This is a genomic window from Variovorax paradoxus (assembly GCF_902712855.1).
In the GTDB taxonomy this organism is placed as follows: Bacteria; Pseudomonadota; Gammaproteobacteria; order Burkholderiales; family Burkholderiaceae_C; genus Variovorax; species Variovorax paradoxus_Q.
On the sequence record NZ_LR743507.1, the window covers coordinates 841,119 to 861,175 of the forward strand.

The 20,057-nt window shown below is 69.1% G+C and carries 21 protein-coding genes; 4 read left to right on the top strand and 17 right to left on the bottom strand.

All coding sequences use genetic code 11. The features are described 5' to 3' along the window. Positions 1–84: 84 nt before the first annotated feature. The 15 genes from AACL56_RS03950 to AACL56_RS04020 form a co-directional block, all read right to left on the bottom strand. Positions 85–1,077, bottom strand: coding sequence for a Bug family tripartite tricarboxylate transporter substrate binding protein (locus AACL56_RS03950; protein WP_339088530.1), 993 nt, complete (start codon positions 1,075–1,077; stop codon positions 85–87). Between the two features lie 31 nt (positions 1,078–1,108). Beyond that, positions 1,109–2,845: a dihydroxy-acid dehydratase gene (ilvD, locus tag AACL56_RS03955; protein ID WP_339088531.1), complete on the bottom strand. Its 1,737-nt coding sequence runs from the start codon at positions 2,843–2,845 to the stop codon at positions 1,109–1,111. A 41-nt stretch (positions 2,846–2,886) separates the two neighbouring features. Further along, complete coding sequence (locus AACL56_RS03960) at positions 2,887–3,357, bottom strand: nuclear transport factor 2 family protein (RefSeq protein ID WP_339088532.1); 471 nt, start codon at positions 3,355–3,357, stop codon at positions 2,887–2,889. 27 nt (positions 3,358–3,384) lie between these two features. After that, positions 3,385–4,206 (bottom strand): 4-hydroxy-2-oxoheptanedioate aldolase, encoded by an 822-nt coding sequence (gene hpaI / locus AACL56_RS03965; RefSeq protein WP_339088533.1) that lies wholly within the window; start codon positions 4,204–4,206, stop codon positions 3,385–3,387. A gap of 133 nt (positions 4,207–4,339) precedes the next feature. Next, a complete protein-coding gene (hpaH, locus tag AACL56_RS03970) occupies positions 4,340–5,143 on the bottom strand; it encodes a 2-oxo-hept-4-ene-1,7-dioate hydratase (protein WP_339088534.1) in 804 nt (267 codons plus the stop codon). Positions 5,144–5,155: 12 nt separating this feature from the next. Continuing rightward, positions 5,156–5,563: a 5-carboxymethyl-2-hydroxymuconate Delta-isomerase gene (locus AACL56_RS03975; protein WP_339088535.1), complete on the bottom strand. Its 408-nt coding sequence runs from the start codon at positions 5,561–5,563 to the stop codon at positions 5,156–5,158. A gap of 16 nt (positions 5,564–5,579) precedes the next feature. Beyond that, positions 5,580–6,407 (bottom strand): extradiol ring-cleavage dioxygenase, encoded by an 828-nt coding sequence (locus tag AACL56_RS03980; protein WP_339088536.1) that lies wholly within the window; start codon positions 6,405–6,407, stop codon positions 5,580–5,582. Then, positions 6,404–6,739 (bottom strand): aromatic ring-opening dioxygenase subunit LigA, encoded by a 336-nt coding sequence (locus tag AACL56_RS03985; RefSeq protein ID WP_339088537.1) that lies wholly within the window; start codon positions 6,737–6,739, stop codon positions 6,404–6,406. Before AACL56_RS03985 ends, AACL56_RS03980 begins: the two co-directional genes overlap by 4 nt. A gap of 3 nt (positions 6,740–6,742) precedes the next feature. Further along, complete coding sequence (locus tag AACL56_RS03990) at positions 6,743–7,711, bottom strand: tripartite tricarboxylate transporter substrate binding protein (protein WP_339088538.1); 969 nt, start codon at positions 7,709–7,711, stop codon at positions 6,743–6,745. A gap of 38 nt (positions 7,712–7,749) precedes the next feature. Next, complete coding sequence (hpaE, locus tag AACL56_RS03995) at positions 7,750–9,213, bottom strand: 5-carboxymethyl-2-hydroxymuconate semialdehyde dehydrogenase (RefSeq protein WP_339088539.1); 1,464 nt, start codon at positions 9,211–9,213, stop codon at positions 7,750–7,752. Next, positions 9,210–9,992 (bottom strand): fumarylacetoacetate hydrolase family protein, encoded by a 783-nt coding sequence (locus AACL56_RS04000; protein WP_339088540.1) that lies wholly within the window; start codon positions 9,990–9,992, stop codon positions 9,210–9,212. The genes hpaE and AACL56_RS04000 overlap by 4 nt, the downstream gene beginning before the upstream one ends. Then, entirely contained in the window at positions 9,989–10,624 is a 636-nt protein-coding gene (locus AACL56_RS04005; protein ID WP_339088541.1) for a fumarylacetoacetate hydrolase family protein, read from the bottom strand. Before AACL56_RS04005 ends, AACL56_RS04000 begins: the two co-directional genes overlap by 4 nt. Continuing rightward, positions 10,621–11,055, bottom strand: coding sequence for a homoprotocatechuate degradation operon regulator HpaR (gene hpaR, locus AACL56_RS04010; protein ID WP_339088542.1), 435 nt, complete (start codon positions 11,053–11,055; stop codon positions 10,621–10,623). The genes AACL56_RS04005 and hpaR overlap by 4 nt, the downstream gene beginning before the upstream one ends. Positions 11,056–11,155: 100 nt before the next feature. Then, positions 11,156–12,169, bottom strand: a complete 1,014-nt coding sequence (locus AACL56_RS04015) for a Bug family tripartite tricarboxylate transporter substrate binding protein (protein WP_339088543.1) — start codon at positions 12,167–12,169, stop codon at positions 11,156–11,158. Continuing rightward, positions 12,166–13,866, bottom strand: coding sequence for an FAD-dependent oxidoreductase (locus AACL56_RS04020; RefSeq protein WP_339088544.1), 1,701 nt, complete (start codon positions 13,864–13,866; stop codon positions 12,166–12,168). Before AACL56_RS04020 ends, AACL56_RS04015 begins: the two co-directional genes overlap by 4 nt. A 71-nt stretch (positions 13,867–13,937) precedes the next feature. Between AACL56_RS04020 and AACL56_RS04025 the strand changes: the two genes are divergently transcribed. Next, positions 13,938–14,864, top strand: a complete 927-nt coding sequence (locus tag AACL56_RS04025) for a LysR family transcriptional regulator (protein WP_339088545.1) — start codon at positions 13,938–13,940, stop codon at positions 14,862–14,864. A gap of 31 nt (positions 14,865–14,895) precedes the next feature. Further along, positions 14,896–16,293: a DNA repair protein RadA gene (gene radA, locus AACL56_RS04030; RefSeq protein ID WP_339088546.1), complete on the top strand. Its 1,398-nt coding sequence runs from the start codon at positions 14,896–14,898 to the stop codon at positions 16,291–16,293. A 53-nt stretch (positions 16,294–16,346) separates the two neighbouring features. Here the strand turns inward: radA and AACL56_RS04035 are convergent, their stop codons facing one another. Beyond that, a complete protein-coding gene (locus AACL56_RS04035) occupies positions 16,347–16,802 on the bottom strand; it encodes a hypothetical protein (RefSeq protein WP_339088547.1) in 456 nt (151 codons plus the stop codon). A 278-nt stretch (positions 16,803–17,080) separates the two neighbouring features. Here AACL56_RS04035 and AACL56_RS04040 point away from each other — a divergent pair, with 278 nt between their 5' ends. Further along, on the top strand, positions 17,081–17,515 hold the full coding sequence (locus AACL56_RS04040) for a glycerate kinase (protein ID WP_339088548.1): 435 nt from the start codon (positions 17,081–17,083) through the stop codon (positions 17,513–17,515). Positions 17,516–17,548: 33 nt separating this feature from the next. On the opposite strand, the gene AACL56_RS04045 is transcribed toward AACL56_RS04040, so the two are convergent. Further along, positions 17,549–18,493: a LysR family transcriptional regulator gene (locus AACL56_RS04045; RefSeq protein WP_339088549.1), complete on the bottom strand. Its 945-nt coding sequence runs from the start codon at positions 18,491–18,493 to the stop codon at positions 17,549–17,551. A gap of 201 nt (positions 18,494–18,694) precedes the next feature. Between AACL56_RS04045 and AACL56_RS04050 the strand changes: the two genes are divergently transcribed. Then, positions 18,695–20,014 (top strand): MFS transporter, encoded by a 1,320-nt coding sequence (locus AACL56_RS04050; RefSeq protein WP_339088550.1) that lies wholly within the window; start codon positions 18,695–18,697, stop codon positions 20,012–20,014. The last annotated feature ends 43 nt before the right edge of the window (positions 20,015–20,057 follow it).

The window sequence follows — 20,057 nt, forward strand, 5'->3', positions numbered from 1 at the left end:
CCGCGGAACCAGCTTCGCCGGGCCGCTGGTGTTGCCGCTTGAGGGGGATTCGGCTGCACGAAGTGAGCAGGAAACGGGGTGGGCCTAGCCCTCCGCGGTGAAGCCGACCTCTTTGACGATCGGCGCCCACTTGGCAGTGTCCTTCTTCAGCAGATCGGTCAGCTCGGCGGGCGTGGAAGACATCGCTTCCAGGCCGAAGGTGCCGAGGCCGTCGATCACGTCCTTCTGCGCGAGCGCGTTCTTCATGGCGGTGTTCAGCTTCGCCACCAGTTCGGGCGAGGCCTTGGCCGGCAGGAAGAAGGCGAACCATTCGCTGTGCGCCATGTTCTGCAGGCCCTGTTCGCCGAAGGTGGGCACGTCGGGCGCGAAGCGGCTGCGCTTGGCACCCGACACGCCCAGGATGCGCACCTTGCCGGTCTGCAGGTGCTGCGTGATGTCGCCGATCGGGCCCGACACCGCCGAGATGTTGCTGCCCAGCAGGTCGAGCATGGCAGGCTGCGTGCCGCGGTAGGCCGCGTGCTTGAGCTCGACGCCGCCCTTCTTGCCCAGCAGCGCGCCGATGAAGTGCGGCGTGGAGCCCGCGGCAGGGGAGCCGAAGTTGGCGCCGGCCGGATTGGCCTTGGCCCAGGCCAGGAATTCGGGCACCGTCTTCACGCTGGCCGGCACGGCCGGGCCCACGGCGAAGCCGAAGTCGAAGATGCAGGCCAGGCTCACCGGCGTGATGTCGGCCATCGGGTCGTACGGCAGCTTCTTGTAGATGTGCGGGTAGATCGTGAGGATCGAGGTCGGCGTCTGCAGGATGGTGCTGCCGTCGGCCGGGCGGCCCTTCACGTAACTCACGGCGATCTGGCCGCCCGCGCCGGTGCGGTTCTCGACCACCGCCGTCTTCGCATATTCGGGGCTGAGCTTCAGCGCCAGGCGCCGGCAGGTGGTGTCCGACGTGCCGCCGGCCGCGAAGCCGGTGACGATGGTCGCGGTCTCGATGGTCGTCGCCTGCGCGAAGACGTTGTGGCCCAGGCTGGCCATCAAGGCCGAGGCACTGGTGGTCTGCAGGATCTGGCGGCGCGTGATGCTCATGGTGTCTCTCTCCGGACTTGGTTATGGGGGATCAGGACTCGTCGCGCAGCCAGGTGACTGCGCCCGAGTGGGTCACCGCGCCCTGGTGGGCAGGGCGCACGGTGAGCGCGTATTTTTCCAACAAACCCCCTTTGGGCGCCCCCGCGTTTACCTCACGTCCGGCCAGGCGCGACGCGATCTCCTGCGCCGTCAGCGCCACCGAAATGCTGCGCGCCTCGGCCCGCGCATCGATCGCGATCACGTCGCCGTCGCGCAGCGCCGCGATGGGGCCGCCGTCGGCCGCCTCGGGGCCCGCATAGCCGATGCACAGGCCGCGCGTGGCGCCCGAGAAGCGCCCGTCGGTCAGCAGCGCCACCTTGTCGCCCATGCCCTGGCCGTAGAGCAGGGCGGTGATGCCGAGCATCTCGCGCATGCCGGGGCTGCCCTTGGGGCCTTCGTTGCGGATCACGATCACGTCGCCCGGCTCGTAGCGCCGGTTCTGCACGGCGGTCTGCGCCTGTTCCTCGGAGTCGAAGACGCGCGCCGGGCCGCGGAACACCAGGCCCTTGAGTCCCGCCGTCTTCAGCAGCGCGCCGTCGGGGCACAGGTTGCCCTTGAGCACCGCCAGCCCGCCGTCGCGCGTGATCGGGTTGCCGGCCTCGCGCACCACCCGGCCATCGGGCGCCGGCGCTGCGGCCAGTTCCTCGGCCATGGTGCGGCCGGTGAAGGTGAGCGCGTCGCCGTGCAGGAAGCCCTGCTCCAGCAGCGTGCGCAGGATGACGCCGGCGCCACCGATGTAGAACACGTCGCGCGCCAGGTACTGTCCGCCAGGGCGCAGGTCGGCGATGAGCGGCGTGCGCGCGAAGATCTCGGCCACGTCGTCGAGGTGGAATTTGATGCCTGCCTCGTGCGCGATGGCCGGCAGGTGCAGCGCGGCGTTGGTCGAGCCGCCGGTGGCAGACACCACGGCGCAGGCGTTCTCGAGCGCCTTGCGCGTGACGATGTCGCGCGGCAGGGGGCTGTCGCCCATCACCGCCTTCATGAGGTTCTTCGCGGCGCGGCGCATCAGCGGTGCGCGCTCGCTGAACACGGCGGGCACCATGCTCGAGCCGATGGGCGCCAGGCCCAGCGCTTCCGACACCATGCCCATCGTGTTGGCGGTGAACTGGCCCGCGCAGGCGCCCGCGGTGGGCAGGCAGGCGCGGCTCATGGCGTCGAGTTCGTCCGGCGTGGCGGTGCCGGCCAGCACCTTGCCGATGGTCTCGTAGGTGTCGACCACGTTGAGGTCGCGCCCGTCGGGCCCGGGCATCTGCCCCGGCAGCGCCGAGCCGCCGTGCACGAACACGCTGGGCACGTTGCAGCGCAGCATGCCCATCATCAGCCCGGGCAGGTTCTTGTCGCAGGCGCCGATGGCGAAGATGCCGTCCCACTGGTGGCCGCGCGTGGAGGCTTCCACGCTGTCGGCGATCAGCTCGCGCGAGATCAGCGAGAAGCGCATGCCCGAATGCGCCATCGTCAGGCCGTCGCTGATCGACACCACCGGGCATTCGTGCGGCGTGCCGCCGCCGGCGTAGATGCCGGTCTTGGCGTGCTGCGCCTGCTCGCGCAGGTTGAGATTGCACGGGCTCATCTCGCCGCCGGTGTGGAACACGCCGATGTGCGGGCGAGCGATGTCCTCGTCGTCCTGGCCCAGCGCGTGCAGGAAGCTGCGGGTGGTCGCGCGGATCGTGCCTTCGCGGATGGTGGCGGAGCGGAAGCGCTTGGGCGTGGGGTCGGTGGGCGTGGTCATCGGGCTGGCGTGAGGCTGGCGAAATGGAGGGGGAAGGGCGGTCAGAACATGCCGTTGGCGTTCGCGGCCGTTTCCGGCACGGGCTGCACCACGTCCCAGTGCTCGACGATCTTGCCGTTCTCCAGCTTGAAGATGTCGACGATCGCGCTGCCGCGCGTGCCCGGTTCGCGAATCGCGTTCACGTGCAGGATCACGTAGTCGCCGTCGACGAAGCTGCGCTTGATCACGCTGCGCGAATTCGGAAACTTCTCGCGCAGGAAGGCGACGAACTTGCGGAACCCCTCGGGGCCGTCGGCCGCGGTGGGGTTGTGCTGCACGTAGCGGCTGCCCACGTACTGCAGGGCCGCGTCGGCGTCCTTCTGGTTCAGGCCCTTCTCGTAGAAGGCGAGCACGGCCCGGCGGTTGGCTTCCTGCTGGGCCGTGGCGCCCGGCTGGCCGCCGCCCATGGGCGCGCAGGCGCCGAGGAAAAGGGTTGCTGCGGCCGCGAGGGCCGCGAGAGTCGTGCGTTGCATGCGCGGTGCTCCGGTGATTGTGTGAACTCAGTAACCGTTGGGCGAAGCCGCGCCGGGCGCGGCCTTGTACTTCGCAAGCAGCTGCCTGGCCGCGGCCGCGAGCACGATCGTGTCCACGCCCACCGCCACGAAGAGCGCGCCGGCCGCCAGCCACTTGCGCGCCTGCTCCTCCGTGGTCGACAGGATGCCCGGCGCCTTGCCGGCCTTGAGGATGCGCGCCACGGCGTCGGCGATCACGGCCTGCACCTCGGGGTGGTTGGGCTGGCCCACGAAGCCCATCGACGCCGACAGGTCGGCCGGGCCGATGAACACGCCGTCCACGCCCGGCGTGGCCGCGATGGCGTCGATGTTCTTCATGGCCTCCACCGTCTCGGCCTGCACCAGCAGGCAGGTCTGCGCGTTGGCCTCGTGCAGGTAGTTGGGGTAGGCCTGCCAGCGCGAGGCGCGTGCCAGCGCGCTGCCCATGCCGCGGATGCCCTCGGGCGGGTAGCGCATGCCCTGCACCAGGCGGGCGGCCTGCTCGGCGGTGTCGACCATCGGCACCAGCAGCGTCTGCGCGCCGATGTCTAGGTACTGCTTGATCAGCGTGGTGTCGCCCACGGGAATGCGCACGATGGGGTGCGAGCGCTCGGCGTCGGGCTGGGCCGACCACGTGCTCGAGATGCCCTGCAGCTGAGCGAGCACCGAGCGCACGTCGTTCGGCGCGTGCTCGCCGTCGACCAGCAGCCAGTCGTAGCCGGTGCCGGCCAGGATCTCGGCCGCATAGCCGTCGGCCAGCCCGACCCACAGGCCGATCTGGGGCTTGCCGGCCGCGAGGGACTGCTTGAAGGTGTTGATGGGGGTGTGCATGGTTCAGTCCGGTAGATGGATGGCTGTCTTCATTCGTGGAACACCGCGGAACCGGCTTTGCCGGGCCGCAGGTGTTGCCCCTGGTAGGGAGTTGGCGAAGCGACACGAAGTGCGCGAAGCCTGGGGGCGACCTTCATACAAAGCGGAAGGAAATCGAACCCAGGGGACCGTAGTCGGCATGGAAGGTGTCGCCGGGAAGGGCGGTGGTGGGTCGCGTGAACGAGCCGCCGAGCACCACCTCGCCGGCCTCCAGGCATTCGTCCCACGGCGCGAGCTTGTTCGCCAGCCAGGCCACGCCCGTGGCCGGGTGGTTGAGCACGGCTGCGGCCACGCCCGACTCCTCGATCACGCCGTTCTTGTAGAGCAGCGCGCTGACCCAGCGCAGGTCGACCGCGTCGGGCTTCACGGGGCGTCCGCCCATCACGATGCCGGCGTTGGCCGCGTTGTCGGCGATGGTGTCGAACACGCGGCGCATGGCCTTGGTGTGGCGGTCGAACTGTTCGATGCGCGCATCGATGATCTCGATGGCGGGCACCACGTAGTCGGTGGCGGCCAGCACGTCGAAGATGGTCACGTTCGGACCCTGCAGCTTCTTCCCGAGCACGAACGCGAGTTCCACCTCGACGCGCGGTGCGATGAAGCGCTTGAACGGGATGTCGCCGCCCTGCTCGAAGAACATGTCGTCCAGCAGCGTGCCGTAGTCGGGCTCGTCGATCTGGCTGGACTGCTGCATGGCGCGCGAGGTCAGGCCGATCTTGTGGCCCTTCACGGTGCGGCCTTCGGCGATCTTGGCCTTTACCCATTCGCGGGAGATGGCGTAGCCGTCCTCGATGGTCATCTCCGGAAAGCGCTTGGAGAAATGCTCGACCTGCACGCGCGACTTCTCGCTTTCGTGCAGTTCGGCGGCCAGCTTGGCAATGGTGTCGGAAGAGAGCATGGGGGCCTTGGCTCAGGTCTTGTTGAACAGGGGATGCAGGTTGCTGTGCTTGCCGTCGTACACCTGCCCCGGGCTTTCGTCGATCTGCAGCGTGATGCCGATGTGGCGCCTGTCGAAGATCGGCGCGAAGTGCGCGCGCACGGCCGCCAGCAGCTCATCGCCGGCCTTCTTCTTCACCGCCTCCGAACGGCCCGCAGCCATGCGCAGGTTGAGGTACACGAAGGCGTAGTCGGCCTTGGCGTCGGCCACCGCATGGTGCGCGGCCGGGTAGGCCAGCACGCGCGTGCCGCCGATGGGAAACACCGGCTTGGCGGCTTCGTCGCGCTGCGCGAGCATGGTGTCGGCCAGCGAGCGGCACAGGGCCGACATGTCGGTCTCGGCCTCGATGTTGGGCGTGTAGAGGATCACCAGGTGGGGCATGTGCGGTTCCCGTGCGTCATTCGATGGACATCGTCGCCGCGGTGCAGGTCACAGCGAAGATCGGGATGGCCTTCATGTGGAAGATCTCGCCCTTGCCGCGCGCGGCAGCGGCCACGCTCAGGAAGGTGCGGATCTCGAAGCCGCCCTGGCCCGCCTCGCGGTAGGTCGCCTCGTCGTTGTAGGTGTCCTGCGAGAGCAGCGCTTCGCGGTCGTTGGCGCACCAGCGGCGCATGAATTCGGCGTCCCACTCCGCATTGACCTTGCCCGAGTCGGGCGTGGCCGGCCAGTGCGAGATGCCGCCCGTGCCCACCAGCGCGATGCGCTCGGGTGCCTTGTCGCAGGCGCGGCGCAGCGCCTCGCCGAAGGCCCATGCGCGGTGCAGCGGCGTGAGCGGCGGCCCCTGGCAGTTGATGTTCACGGGGATGACCTTGGTGTCGAACTTCGGCGTGAGGAAGTTCAGCGGCACCATGATCCCGTGGTCGAACTTCCATTCTTCCGCGTAGGCCACGTCCACCGTCTGCATCACCTCGCGGATCAGCCGCTGCGACAGCGCGGCGTCGCCGGGAATGGTGTGCTTGCCGATGCCCAGCCACTTCGGGTCCTCGATCGGGCCGTCGTAGCTGTCGGCCATGCCGATCGCATAGGCCGGCATGTTGTTCATGAAGAAGTTCGCGAAGTGCTCGGCGGCGATCACGATGACCGCGTCGGGCTTCGTCGCGCGCATCGTCTCGCCGAAGCGATGGAACTGCGCGTGGAACTCGTCCTTCACCGCCGCGTCGGCCAGATGAGCGCGACCTGTGATGCCGGGGGCGTGGCTGCACACGCCTGCAAAGACCAAACTCATACGCCTGCCACCTTTTCGTCCGTGCCGGTCGTCATCGCGTAGATGCCTGCGCGGACCGGACCATATTTGCGCACGCCCTCGCGCATCGCTTCGAGATAGTCGGCCCATGCGATGCCCAGCAGCGGCGCGAAGTGCATCAGCAGCTGGCCGTTGCAGCCGAGCACGTAGAGCTTGCCGACGTCGCCGGTGTCGATGGCTTCGCGCTCCTCGTCGTTCAGGTCGTAGCCGCCGAGCAGCGCGGCGCGCGTCTCACCGCCTTCGGCGTAGCGGCGCTGCACTTCCGGCTCGCGGTTGAGCGCGAACAGAAACTTCTGCATCGCATAGAGGCTCATCGTTCAGCCCTCGATCTGGATGTTGGCCTTGCGGATCACGTCGCCGTACTTCGCGATCTCGCTCTGGATGAAGGCCGCGAAGCGCTCGGGCGTGCCCGACAGCGAGGCAATGCCGCCCTTGCGGAAGGCCTCGGTCACCACCGGCCCGGCCAGCGCGCGGTTCACCTCGGCGTTCATGCGCTGCACGACCGCATCAGGCGTGCCGGCGGGCGCCAGCAGGCCGTTCCACGAATTGGACTCGATGGGCACGCCCTGTTCCGCCAGTGTGGGTATGGCGGGCGCGTACTGCGAGCGCTGCGCGGTCGCCATGCCCAGCGCCACCAGCTTGCCGCTCTCGACGTGGCTGCGGAACTCGGGCCAGTTGCCGAACATCATCGTCACCTGTCCGCCCAGCAGGTCGGTGAGCGCCGGGCCCTGGCCCTTGTAGGGCACGTGCACGATGTCCAGGCCCATCTGCAGCTTGAGCATTTCGCCCGACAGGTGGGCCGAGGTGCCGTTGCCGAAGGAGGCGAAGCTCAGCGTGCCCGGCCTGGCCTTGGCCGCGTTGCGCAGGTCGGCCAGCGTCTTCAGGCCGCTGGCGGGGTGCGTCGCCAGCACGTGCTCCGACATGCCCATGAGCGCGACCGGGCGCAGGTCCTTCTGCGTGTCGTAGGGCAGCTTGCGCACCAGCGTCTGGTTGGCCGCGAAGCTGTTGGCCACGCAGACGAAGGTGTAGCCGTCGGGCGCGGCCTTGGCCGCGGCATCGACGCCGATCACCGTGCCCGCGCCGGGCTTGTTCTCGACGATCACGCTCTGGCCCAGCGCTTTCGACAGCTCCACGCCCACGAGCCGCGCGACGAAGTCGGTGGTGCCGCCGGGCGTGAAGGGCACGATCACGCGGATCGGCTTGGCGGGCCATGCGGCCTGCGCGCGCGCCAGCGAAGGCAGGGCCGCGAAGGCGGCCGCGCCCTCCAGCAGCGTGCGACGCCGCATGCTCACGTCACGCCGCAGAGCGAGGTGTGGGGTGTGGCTCACGCCACACCCCAGTGCGGGATGTGGTGCGAGCCCATCGACACCGCGATGTTCTTCGGTTCGCAGAACACCTCGTAGCTCCAGGTGCCGCCTTCGCGCCCCGTGCCCGAGGCCTTGGTGCCGCCGAAGGGCTGGCGCAGGTCTCTGACGTTCTGGCTGTTGACGAAGCACATGCCGGCCTCCACGGCGGCGGCCACGCGGTGCGCCTTGCCGATGTTCTCGGTCCACACGTAGCTCGAGAGGCCGTACTGGATGTCGTTGGCCAGGCGGATCGCATCGGCTTCGTCCTTGAACGGAATCAGGCAGGCCACCGGGCCGAAGATCTCGTCCTGCGCGATCTTCATGCGGTTGTCGACATCGGCGAACACCGTAGGCGCCACGTAGTTGCCCTTCTTCACGCGATCCGGCAGGTTCGAGGGCGCCTCGAGGCCGCCGCACAGCAGCGTCGCGCCTTCCTTCGGGCCCAGCTCGATGTAGCTGCGTACCTTGGCCAGGTGGGCCTGCGAGATCATCGGGCCGACGATGGTCTTTTCGTCGAGCGGGTCGCCCACGGTGATGCGCTTGGCGCGCTCGACGAACTTCGCGACGAAGTCGGCATAGATCGACTGCTGCACCAGGATGCGCGAGCCCGCGGTGCAGCGCTCGCCGTTGTTGCTGAAGATCATGAACACGGCCGCGTCGAGCGCGCGGTCGAGGTCGGCGTCGTCGAAGATCACGAACGGGCTCTTGCCGCCCAGCTCCATGCTGAACTTCTTCAGGCCCGCGCTCTTCACGATGCGGTTGCCGGTGGCGGTGGAGCCGGTGAACGAGATGGCGCGCACGTCGGGGTGGCCCACCAGCGGCTCACCGGCTTCCTTGCCGTAGCCGTGCACCAGGTTGAGCACGCCGGGCGGAATGCCCGCCTCGAGCGCCAGTTCGCCCAGGCGGGCTGCCGTCAGCGGCGACAGCTCGCTCATCTTCAGCACCGCCGTGTTGCCGAAGGCCAGGCAGGGCGCGACCTTCCAGGTGGCCGTCATGAAGGGCACGTTCCACGGGCTGATGAGCGCGCACACGCCCACCGGATGGAACAGCGTGTAGTTCAGGTGCGTGGGCGTGGGGTAGGTGTGGCCGTCCACGCGGGTGCACATTTCGGCGAAGTAGTAGAAGTTGTCGGCCGCGCGCGGCACCAGCTGCTTGCCGGTCTGCGCGATGACCTGGCCGCAGTCGTCGGTTTCGGTCTGCGCGATCTCGGGCACGTTCTTCGCGATCAGGTCGCCGAGCTTGCGGATCAGCTTGGCGCGCTCGGGCGCGGGCATGCCGGCCCACTTGGGAAAGGCGTCCTTGGCGGCGGCCACGGCGGCGTTGACTTCGGCCTCGCCGCCCGAGGCGACCTCGGCCAGCACGTCCTGCGTGGCGGGGTTGACGGTCTCGAAGTAATCGCTGCCGGCAACGCTCTTGCCGTTGATCAGGTGATCGACTCTCATGCTTTTCCTTGGATGGTCTCGATGGTGTTCATGAGCGCGCCGATGCGCTCGATCTCGGTGACGACGACGTCGCCCGGCTGGCAATCGACCACGCCGTCGGGCGTGCCCGTGAGGATCAGGTCGCCCGGGGACAGCGTCATGAAGCGGCTGAAGTACTCGATGAGGAACGGCGCGTCGAAGATCATGTCGCGCGTGTTGCCCTGCTGCGTGACCTTGCCGTTGACGGTGGTGTGCAGCGCGAGCGCCATCGGGTCGGGCACGTCGGCCGCATCGACGAACCACGGGCCCAGCGGCGTGCAGGTGTCGCGGTTCTTCACGCGCAGGTTGGGGCGGTACCAGTTCTCCAGGTAGTCGCGGATGGCGTAGTCGTTGGCCACGGTGTAGCCGCCGATGAAGTCGTAGGCGTCGTCGCGCTTCACGTTCTTCGCGGTCTTTCCGACCACGATGGCGAGCTCGCATTCGTAGTGCATGAAGCTCACGCCGGCCGGGCGGTGCGTGCGCTGGCGATGGCCGATGAGCGCGCTCTGGCCCTTGACGAACACCAGCGGCTCTTCGGGCGCCTTGAACTCGAGCTCCTTGGCGTGGTCGGCGTAGTTGAGGCCGAGCGCGAGGATGGTGCGCGGGCGTGCCGTGGGTGCGAGCGGGGGCAGCCAGGTGAGCTGCTCCTGCGGCACGACGCGGCCGTCGTCCAGCCGCACCGCCGCGTCGGGCCGGCCGTCGAACTCGTGGGCGGTGCCGGTGTGTTCGCGGCCTTCGAAGATGACGCGTGCGTGCTTCATACGGCTTCCTTCACCAGCGTGTTGCTCAGGGTCTCGAAGCCCGGGGCGGAGATGTCGATGCGGTCGCCCGCGCGCGCCAGCGGGCGGCCCGCGGCGCAGCCGAGCAGCAGCACGTCGCCGTGCGCGAGCGTCATGAACTCGCCCACTTCGGCGAGCAACTGGCGTGCCGGACGCACCAGCTGCGAGAAGTCGAGCGACTGCTTCAGTTCGCCGTTGATGCGCACCTCGGCGCGAAAGCTTGCGGGGTCGTCCACGTCCTGCGCATCGCGCAGCACGGGGCCGATGCCGAGGAAGCCGTCGACGCACTTGAACTTCACCGGCGGGCGGAAGAAGCTCGCATGCGGAATCGACAGGTCGTTCATCAGCACGAAGCCCTCGATGTCGCCTTCGGCGCCGATCGCCATGCCGATGCTCGCGCCGACTTCCACCTCGGGCACGCCCGCAGGCACCGCGATGTCGCTGCCGTGCGGGCTCCAGGTGTTGGCCGTCTTCACGTAGAGCACGGGCGCCTTCGGCGGCGCCTTGTAGGGAGGCTGCGTCATCTGCGGCGCGAGTGCCTCGGCTTCGTCGCGGAAGTTCAGCAGGGTGCCGTACACCGTGCCGGTCGGGAGGAAGTGTGGAGCGGTGCTCATGAAGGTTGTTCCAGTGCGATGAGTTCGTCGAGCAGCCCGTAGAGCTGCGTGAGCTTGGCCTTGCCGAGCGACGCTTCCATCCAGCCGTAGTGCGCCTCGATGCTGGTCGACAGGCGCTTCACCAGTTTCATGCCGTGCGGCGTCGCCTCGACCACGGTGCGGCGCTGGTCGGCCGGATCGCGCGCACGGGTGATGAGGTTGTCGCGCTCCATGCGCGCGAGCACGCCGGTGAGGCTCGGGCCGAGGATGAAGGCCTCGCGCGCCACGCGGCCGGTGTCGACCGCGCCGTGCTCACCGAGCACGCGCAGCACGCGCCATTGCTGGTCGGACAGCGCGTGCTCGCGCAGGCTCGGCCGCGTGTGGGCCATCACGGCTTCGCGGGCCTGCAGCAGCAGGCGCGGCAAATTGCGGTGCGTGAATGTCGTGCTCAAAAGCGATGCCTCTCGAAATTATTTAACATGTTAAATGAATCGAGAAAATGCACGGCTTCGGGATAACCCTTGCGAGCACGCCAGCGCCGCCGGTGCCGCGTCAATCCACGGTCGTTCCTGACGCGCGGATGACCTTGCCCCAGCGCTCGGTCTCGCTGCGGATGTAGGCGGCCAGGCGCTCCGGCGTGCCCGCGCCCGGTGAACCGGGCGTGGCGGGCTCGAAGCCTTCGCTTTCCAGCTTCTGACGCAGCGCGGGTTGCGCAACGATGCGCGCGATCTCGTGGTTGAAGCGCTCGACCGCGGCCTTGGGCGTGTCGGCGGGCGCCACCACGCTCTGCCACGCCACCGCCTCGAAGTCGGCCGTGCCAGCCACGCCCGACTCGGCCACGGTGGGCACGTCGGGAAAGGTCGGCTGGCGCTTGCGCGAGGTCACGGCCAGTGCCCGCAGCTTGCCGGTGCGCACGTGTTGCAGCGCCGGCGCGATGTCGGTGAACATCAGCTGCAGCTGGCCGCCGAGCAGGTCGGTCAGCGCCAGCGCGCTGCCCTTGTAGGGCACGTGCGTCATGTTGACCGAGGTCGCGAACTTGAACATCTCCGCGCCCAGGTGCTGCGGGCTGCCGTTGCCGGCGGAGCCATAGCTCAGGGCCTCGGGCCGCGACTTCGCGAGCGCCACCAGCTCCGCCAGCGTCTTCGCCGGCACCGACGGATGCACCACCACCATCAGCGGCACCGCGCCGATCATCCCGACCGGCGCGAAGTCCTTCGCCGGGTCGTACGACAGCTTCTTGTAGAGCCACGGGTTGATCGCCAGCGTGGTGCTGGTAGCGACCAGCAATGTCGAGCCGTCGGGCGCCGCGCGCGCCACCTGCGACGCACCGATGGCGGTGCCCGCACCGGGCCGGTTGTCGACGATCACGGTGCGGCCCAGGGCCGTGCCCAGTTGCTGCGCGATGAGGCGCCCGAGCATGTCGGTCGTGCCGCCAGGCGCGTAGGGCACGACGATGGTCACGGGCTTGTCGGCCTGCGCCAGCGCGCGAAAGGGCATTGCGGTGCCGGCGGCGGCCGACAGGGCGCCGAGCTGGCCGAGGCGTTGAAGTGCATTGCGGCGGTTCATGCGGTTGTCTCTCTTTCTTTTTGGGATGTGGGCACGGCCACGGTGGCGCCGCGCAGCAGGTCGACCAGCGCAAGCGGGTCGGCCGGCACGGCGTATCCGCGCCAGGCCACGTGCTGGTCGGGGCGCGAGATGACGAGCGGGCGGTCGTACACCGCGTCGGCGTCCTTCGAGGCGCGGACGTCGAGCGTGCGCAGCGGCAGGCCGCGCGCGGCCGCCGCGGACTCGATCGGCGCGACGTCGATCGACGGGTCGAAGCGCAGCAGCGTGTAGCCCTCGCCGGGCACCGCCATCGCGTCGTAGAGCGAGCGGCCATCGTCGAGCCACAGGTGCGGCGTGCGACAGCCCGGCACGGTCGACGGCGTGAACTCGTACATCGTGTACGCCGGTGCGGCCTCGCCGTCGTAGGCGATGAGCGGCGAGCCGTCGTAGAAGTAGCCGAAGTTGAGTCCGCCGCAGCAGTACTGCTGCACGTTCAGGTCGTACAGCGCCTGGCCGCGCGCCGCGCGCAGGGCGTCGCCCTCGGGGCCGGCCGCCTCGATGCCGTCGGGCACGCCCTCGCGCTGCCGCTGGAGGGCCAGTGCGTGGTTCATCGCGAACCTCGACACCTGCTCGGTGATCGGCTGGCGCTCGGCCTCGTGCGCCGCCAGTGCCGCCTCGGCCAGCCAGCCGTGCAGCCGGCCCGCGAGCAGCCACGACAGGTTCATCGCGTCGGCGATGCCGGCGTTCATGCCGTAGCCCGCCATCGGAATCCACAGGTGGGCCGCGTCGCCGCAGATGAACACGCGGCGGTCGCGGAAGCGGTCGGCCACCAGCCGCCTTCCGACCCAGTCCTCGTTGGAGATCACCTCGTACGCGAAGTCCTTGTCCACGCCCAGGATCTGGCGGATGGCCCAGTCGCGGTCGATCGAGTCGAAATCGGTCTCCTCGGGCAGCAGGTAGTTGTGCAGCAGCCAGGTCTCGCGTCCGTCGATCGCATAGACGTTGCCGCAGCGCCGCGGGTTCAGCGCGAAGGTGGCCCAGGCCGGCGGGTGCTTCAGCAGGCCCAGCAGCGCGGGCGCGCGGAAGTAGGTCGACTGCACGCGCCCCACCACGTCGGTGCCGTGCAGGCTGGCGCCGATCTTCTTGCGCACCGTCGAGCGGCTGCCGTCGCAGCCCACCAGGTAGCGGCAGCGGATGCGCACCGTGCGGCCGTCGTCGAGGTCCACCCCCGTGGCCCAGACGCCGTCCTCGTCCTGCTCGAGGTCGTCGATGCGCGTGCGGTTGCGCACGCGCAGGCCGGGCGTGGATTCGGCATGGGCGAACAGCACCGGCTCGAGGAAGATCTGGTTGATGCGGTGCGGCGGCTCCGCCGTGGGCCACCAGGTGTCGGGACCGCCGGTGGCGGTGTAGCGGTCGCGCCGCGCGGGAATCGGGATGCGCGACAGCTCCATGCCCGTCACTGCCGTGCGGTACGCCACGTCGTTGGGATAGTCGGCCGGCAGGCCCGCATCGCGCAGCGCCTGCGCAACGCCGAGGCGGCGGAACACCTCCATCGAGCGCGCCGCGACGTGGTTGCACTTGACGTTGGGCGGCTCGCCGCGGTGGCGTATCTCGGTCACCAGCACGTCGATGCCGCGCTGCGCCAGGTCGATCGCCAGGGTCAGCCCGACCGGGCCGGCACCGACGATCAGCACCTGGGCTTCCAGTTGCTCTGTCATGGGTTCCTTGTCTCCTTGTTCTTGCGGCGCCATTACAGTGCCGAACCCAATGGTGCAAAAGTGAAACTTTCATGGCCATTCATAAAAAGCCTTTATCAATGCGCGGCGTGCCCTCGGTACGGCAGCTGCGTGCGTTCGCGGCCGTGTATCACAGCGGCCAGCTTTCCAGCGCCGCGGCCTCGCTGTCGCTGACGCAGCCGGCGGTCAGCGTGCTGCTGCGCGAACTGGAGGAGCGGCTGGGCGTGCGGCTGTTCGAGCGCACCACGCGCTCGCTGCAGCGCACCGAGGCCGCGGACGAGGCCATCGGCTACGCCGAGCGCGTGCTCGCCGAGCTCGATGCGCTGGGCACCGGCATGGCGGAGCTGGCTGCGGGCCGGCGCGGACGCGTGCGCATCGCGGCCACGTCCACCATCGCGCAGACGCTCATGCCGAAGGCGCTGCGCCGCTACATGGACCTGCATCCCGGGGTGCGGGTCGCGATCGAGGATTGCGCACCCGGGCAGTTCGTCGAGAAGGTCGCCGGCGAGCAGGTCGACTTCGGCGTCGGCACGCTGCAGGGCCGCACGCCGGGGCTCGACGAGCGCGTGTTCGTTCACGACCACCTGGCCGTCATCGCCGACCGCGACCTGCGGCTGCCGGGCACCGACCGCATGACGTGGCGCCAGCTCGCGGGCTGTCCGCTCATCACGGTCAAGCCGGGCTACGGCGTGCGCAGCAGCATCGACATTGCCGCGGCGTCGGCCGGCGTGCGGCTGGAGATCGCCTACGAAGTCACGCTGCTGACCACCGCGCTCTCCATGGCGGCCAGCGGACTCGGCCCGGCGCTGCTGCCTGCATCGATCCTGGCGCATGCCGATCACTCGCGGCTGGTGGCGCGGCGGCTGATCCGCCCGACGGTGGCGCGCAACATCGCGGTGGTGACGCGGCAGGGCCGGGTGCTGTCGCCGGCCGCCGCGGCCTTCGCGGACCTGCTGGTGCGTGAATTCTCCGTGGCGTGAGCCGCGTCGCGCGGCCACCTAAACTCGACGGATGGCCAAGGACAAAACACTTTTCGTCTGCAGTGAATGCGGCGGCACCAGCCCGAAATGGCTCGGCAAATGCCCGAGCTGCGGCGCATGGAACACCCTCGTGGAACAGGCGGCGGGCGCAGGCGCGGGCGGCGGCCCGGCCAACAACCGCTTCGGCACGCAGTTCGCGTCGCTTGCTGGCGCGTCGGAGCTCGCGACCCTTTCCGAAATCGAAGCGACCGACGTCGCGCGCACGCCCACCGGCATCGACGAACTCGACCGCGTGCTGGGCGGCGGCATCGTTTCCGGCGGCGTCACGCTCATCGGCGGCGACCCCGGCATCGGCAAGTCGACGCTGCTGCTGCAGGCGGTCGATGCGCTGCAACGCGCGGGGCAGAACGCGCTCTATGTCACCGGCGAGGAAAGCGGCTCGCAGGTGGCGCTGCGCTCCAGGCGGCTCGGGCTCGACCACTCGCAGGTGCAGGTGCTGGCCGAGATCCAGCTTGAGAAGATCATCGCCACGCTCGACGCCACGCGGCCCGCGATCGCGGTGATCGATTCGATCCAGACGGTGTATTCCGACCAGCTCACCTCGGCCCCCGGCTCGGTGGCGCAGGTGCGCGAATGCGCGGCGCATCTCACGCGCTTCGCCAAGACCAGCGGCACGGCCGTGGTGCTGGTCGGCCACGTCACGAAAGAAGGCGCGCTGGCAGGCCCGCGCGTGCTGGAACACATGGTCGACACGGTGCTGTACTTCGAGGGCGACACGCACTCCAGCTTCCGCCTCGTGCGCGCCATCAAGAACCGCTTCGGCGCGGTCAACGAGATCGGCGTGTTCGCGATGACCGAGCGCGGCCTGAAGGGCGTGACCAACCCGAGCGCGATCTTCCTGAGCCAGCATGCCGAGCCGGTGCCCGGCAGCGTGGTGCTGGTCACGCTCGAGGGCACGCGGCCGATGCTGGTGGAAATCCAGGCGCTGGTCGATAACGGCGGGCCGAGCCCGCGGCGCCTGTCGGTGGGCCTGGACCGGGACCGCCTCGCCATGCTGCTGGCCGTGCTGCACCGCCACGCGGGTGTCGCCTGCATGGACCAGGACGTGTTCGTGAACGCGGTGGGCGGCGTGCGCATCAGCGAGCCCGCGGCCGACCTGGCCGTGATGCTGGCGATCACCTCGAGCCTGCGCGGCAAGCCGATGCCCAAGGGTTTCATCGCATTCGGCGAAGTGGGTCTGGCCGGCGAGGTGCGTCCCGCGCCGCGCGGGCAGGAGCGCCTGCGCGAGGCCGCCAAGCTGGGCTTCAGCGTGGCGGTGGTGCCCAGGGCCAACGCGCCCAGGAAGGGCGCGAAGGACATCGAAGGGTTGACGATCCATGCCGTCGACCGCATCGAAGAGGCGATGGACATCGTCCGCCGCCTCGATTGATCGTTCCGGGAAAAAACGACCCGGCGCACCGTGGCGCGCCGGGCCTACCCTCCCTACCCCCCGATGTGCATCGTGAACGCCGGTCCGCTGTTGAGCACGCATTGGCCGCTGCCCAACGTGGCCGAGTTCATCGTGTACTGGCAACTCAGGTTGCCGCCGCGGCTGCCGGTGGCATTCGCCACGCCGGTGCCCCGCGAGCCTGCGACCCGGGTTGCCTCTCCCTGAAACTGTTCGCTGCCGATCTGAGCGTTGAAGTGGCCGCGGCCGTTCATGTCGTTCGTGACCGTGCCGGTGACGGCGCCGTAGCGCGCGGCCTCGGCGTTCGACGGGTACAGCCGTGCGTTGAAGGTCTGCGCCACCGGACCCGGTGCCACGGCATACGACTGCGAAGGCGGCACGGCGGGGGCGGGTTGGCCGAGCGGCACGACGTAGCAGCCGCTCAATGCGGTGCCGGCGAGCGCGGCGACGAGGGTGAGACGAACGAAGGTGACGGAACGCGGAATGGTCATACGCTTTTCGGTGGCCCGGGCCGATGCCCGTGAAGCGAATGTGCCGGGCGGCATTCGCGTGGCCTGCGCTTTTGGGGGCGAGTACCGCCGCGCGCGCCCGGCGGTAGCCGACGCCGCTACTGCCGCATGCCCGGCGCCTGCTGCCGCGTGGCGTCCTTCGTTCACCGCTGTAGACCGAAAGAATTCGATGCGATCTTCCATGCGGTTGCCGCGGGCCGCATCGGCCATGTGGAGCGCATGAGGCCCCGAAACAAGGTGCCGAATGGTGGGCGGCGACAATGCGGGCCATGAATTTCAAGAAATTTCTGGTGCCCGTCGGCGCCATCGTTCTCCTGGGGTTGGCCTGGCGCAGCGGCGGTTGGGGCGGTGTCGCCCTGGCCGGCGGCGCGATCGTGATGTTCCTGCTGCTGCATTTCAACCGCGCCATGCAGGTGCTCAAGCGTGCGGCGGACCGCCCCGTGGGCTATGTGGGCAGTGCCGTGATGCTCAACGCCAAGCTCAAGCCGGGTTCCACGCTCATGCACGTGATCGCGATGACGCACGCGCTCGGCGAGTTGCGCTCGCCGAAGGACGAGCAGCCCGAGCATTACCGCTGGACCGACGGCGGCGGCTCCTATGTCGACACGGTGTTCATGGGCGGCAAGCTGCAGAGCTGGAGCATGACGCGGCCCGAGAACGCGGTCGATGAGGAGGACCAGGCCCCTGCCGCCTGACGGCCAGCACCGCCAGCACGGGCCATCGGCCGTTCAGCCGCCGCGCGGCCTGCGCCGCGGCGCGCGCCACGGCGGATTCGCCTTGGCCTGGTGCCGCGCCTCCTTGGCGAACTCGGCGCAGACATGCGTCATCAGGTCTGCCGAGCGGTAGACCAGGAACACCTCGAAGTCGGGCAATGCATCGGTGATCGGCAGCTTCTCCAGCATGCCGGGCTGGAGCCGCAGCGGCCCCGCGCCGTGGAAGACGAAGTCGGACCACATGCTGATCAGGTCGGTCTGCGTGGCCAGCTGCAGGCCCAGCAGGTTCGATGCGCTGTGCACCATGCGGCGCGGCAGCTCCAGCCCGTGCATGCGCATCGTGCTCACCATGGGACTGCCCGCATCGTCGATCGGGTCGAGCACCAGCCAGTCGGCGTCCAGCAGCGGCTGCAGCTTGCGCACCCGCCGCAGCGGATGGCCCGCGCGCACCGACAGGTGCATGGCCTCGGAGAACAGCGGCTCCCATTGAAACGCGTTGGTGCCCGGTCCGTTGCAGGTGGACACCAGCGCCAGGTCGAGCCGGCCTTCGCGCAGGCCTTCGAAGATCTGCTGCGGCCGCAGCTCGAAGCCGCGCAGCGCCACGTTGGGAAAGCGCTGGCGGAACGAGGCCATCGCATCGGGCAGCGGTCCGCTCGATGCCACCGCGGTGAAGCCGATGTTGAGCTGCGCTTCGTCGTGCCCGCGGATCGCCTCGATGTCCTCGAGCGCGTGCCGCAGCTCCTGCTCGACCAGGCTCGCGCGCTTGACCAGCGCCACGCCGTAGGGCGTGAGGCTCACGCCGCGCGTGGAGCGCGACATCAGCGTCACGCCCAGCTCGCGCTCGAGCTCCGAGATGGTCTTCGACAGCGCGGGCTGCGTGGTGTGCAGGCTGCGCGAGGCCTCGTGGATGCTGCCGTGCTGCGCCACGGCCAGCAGTACGCGCAACTGTTGCAGCTTCATCGTGGTGCCGCGTTCTCGAAAAAGGGGCGCGAGAACGCGCTGTTGGTGGTTCTCCCGATGGCGCCGAACGCATGTTTCTGTCGGGGATTCCGTTTGGTTATCGGCATGAAAATTTGTGATTCTTCGCTGCTGTGCTTTGCCTGAATACTCCGCCGCCAAGGCCCCTTCGGCCCTGTCGCAACCTGTTCGTGGAGAGATTAGATGAGCGAAGCCACCTTGCCTGCAAGCCCGGTCCTGACCGCCAACCCCCACGCCGGCGAGCCTGCGCGAAGCAGGGGCACGCGGGGCCAGTTCCGCCTGATCGCCGCCTGCTCGCTGGGCAATGCGCTGGAGATGTACGACTTCACCGTCTACAGCTTCTTCGCGCTGCTGATCGGCAAGCTGTTCTTCCCCTCCGACAGCCCCTACGGCTCGCTGCTGCTGGCCGTGGCCACCTTCGGCATCGGCTTCGTGATGCGCCCGCTGGGCGGCGTGATCATCGGCAACTACGCCGACCGCAAGGGCCGCAAGGCCGCGATGACGCTGACCATCGGCCTCATGGTGCTCGGCACGCTGTGCATCGCCTTCGCGCCGACCTACGCGTCGGCCGGTGTGTTCGGCTCGCTGATGATCGTCGCCGGCCGGCTGCTGCAGGGCTTCTCGCTCGGCGGCGAAGTGGGCGCGGCCACCTCGATGCTGATGGAAGCCGGCGGCGTGAAGGGCCGCGGCTTCCGGGTGAGCTGGCAGCTCGCGAGCCAGGGCGTCTCGGCGCTGCTGGGCGCGCTCACCGGTGCCGCGCTGTATGCCGCGCTGCCGCAGGCCTCGCTCGAGAGCTGGGGCTGGCGCCTGCCGTTCCTGCTGGGGCTGCTGATCGCGCCGGTGGGCCTCTACATCCGCGCGCAGCTGGAGGAAACGCATGTGGCCGACAGCCACGAGTCCAGCCCCATCGGCCGGCTGCTGCGCGAGCATGGCGGGCTGGTGCTCAAGGGCATCCTGGCCACCACCGCCGGCACGGCCACGATGTACCTCGTGGTGTTCTTCATGCCGACCTACATGATCCGCGTGCTGCACATGCCGCCGTCGCTGTCGCTGCTCTCGGGCTGCGTCACGGGCATCACGCTGTTCGCGGTGTCGCTGGTCGCGGGGCGGCTGGCCGACCGGCTGCCGAACCGCAAGCCGCTGGTGATCGGCTCGCTGCTGTTCAGCGTGGTCGCGGTGTACCCGGTGTTCTGGCTCATCAGCCACTACCCGAGCGTGCCGCTGGTGCTGTGCCTGTCGGCGCTGCTGACCGCGAGCGTGAACATCGGCACCACGCCCATGTTCCTGATGCTGCTGGAGATGCTGCCGGCCGGCGTGCGCGCCAGCGGCATCTCTGTGATCTACAGCGTGGGCGTGACGGTGTTCGGCGGCTCGTCGCAGTTCATCGTGACCTGGCTGCTCGCGAAGACCGGCAACCCGATGTCCCCCGCGTTCTACATGATGTTCTGCGGCGTGCTGAGCCTTTGCGCACTCCTGAGCCTGCGCGAGCGCAAGGTCGCCTGACATCCGCCACGTACCCTTTCGCAACGGATTTCATTCCTCGTTC

Bases quoted from the DNA above. Each gene is read 5' to 3' on its own strand.
- AACL56_RS03950 (WP_339088530.1), bottom strand. From the start codon at position 1,077: ATGAGCATCACGCGCCGCCAGATCCTGCAGACCACCAGTGCCTCGGCC.
- ilvD (WP_339088531.1), bottom strand. From the start codon at position 2,845: ATGACCACGCCCACCGACCCCACGCCCAAGCGCTTCCGCTCCGCCACC.
- AACL56_RS03960 (WP_339088532.1), bottom strand. From the start codon at position 3,357: ATGCAACGCACGACTCTCGCGGCCCTCGCGGCCGCAGCAACCCTTTTC.
- hpaI (WP_339088533.1), bottom strand. From the start codon at position 4,206: ATGCACACCCCCATCAACACCTTCAAGCAGTCCCTCGCGGCCGGCAAG.
- hpaH (WP_339088534.1), bottom strand. From the start codon at position 5,143: ATGCTCTCTTCCGACACCATTGCCAAGCTGGCCGCCGAACTGCACGAA.
- AACL56_RS03975 (WP_339088535.1), bottom strand. From the start codon at position 5,563: ATGCCCCACCTGGTGATCCTCTACACGCCCAACATCGAGGCCGAGACC.
- AACL56_RS03980 (WP_339088536.1), bottom strand. From the start codon at position 6,407: ATGAGTTTGGTCTTTGCAGGCGTGTGCAGCCACGCCCCCGGCATCACA.
- AACL56_RS03985 (WP_339088537.1), bottom strand. From the start codon at position 6,739: ATGAGCCTCTATGCGATGCAGAAGTTTCTGTTCGCGCTCAACCGCGAG.
- AACL56_RS03990 (WP_339088538.1), bottom strand. From the start codon at position 7,711: ATGCGGCGTCGCACGCTGCTGGAGGGCGCGGCCGCCTTCGCGGCCCTG.
- hpaE (WP_339088539.1), bottom strand. From the start codon at position 9,213: ATGAGAGTCGATCACCTGATCAACGGCAAGAGCGTTGCCGGCAGCGAT.
- AACL56_RS04000 (WP_339088540.1), bottom strand. From the start codon at position 9,992: ATGAAGCACGCACGCGTCATCTTCGAAGGCCGCGAACACACCGGCACC.
- AACL56_RS04005 (WP_339088541.1), bottom strand. From the start codon at position 10,624: ATGAGCACCGCTCCACACTTCCTCCCGACCGGCACGGTGTACGGCACC.
- AACL56_RS04015 (WP_339088543.1), bottom strand. From the start codon at position 12,169: ATGAACCGCCGCAATGCACTTCAACGCCTCGGCCAGCTCGGCGCCCTG.
- AACL56_RS04020 (WP_339088544.1), bottom strand. From the start codon at position 13,866: ATGACAGAGCAACTGGAAGCCCAGGTGCTGATCGTCGGTGCCGGCCCG.
- AACL56_RS04025 (WP_339088545.1), top strand. From the start codon at position 13,938: ATGGCCATTCATAAAAAGCCTTTATCAATGCGCGGCGTGCCCTCGGTA.
- radA (WP_339088546.1), top strand. From the start codon at position 14,896: ATGGCCAAGGACAAAACACTTTTCGTCTGCAGTGAATGCGGCGGCACC.
- AACL56_RS04035 (WP_339088547.1), bottom strand. From the start codon at position 16,802: ATGACCATTCCGCGTTCCGTCACCTTCGTTCGTCTCACCCTCGTCGCC.
- AACL56_RS04040 (WP_339088548.1), top strand. From the start codon at position 17,081: ATGCGGGCCATGAATTTCAAGAAATTTCTGGTGCCCGTCGGCGCCATC.
- AACL56_RS04045 (WP_339088549.1), bottom strand. From the start codon at position 18,493: ATGAAGCTGCAACAGTTGCGCGTACTGCTGGCCGTGGCGCAGCACGGC.
- AACL56_RS04050 (WP_339088550.1), top strand. From the start codon at position 18,695: ATGAGCGAAGCCACCTTGCCTGCAAGCCCGGTCCTGACCGCCAACCCC.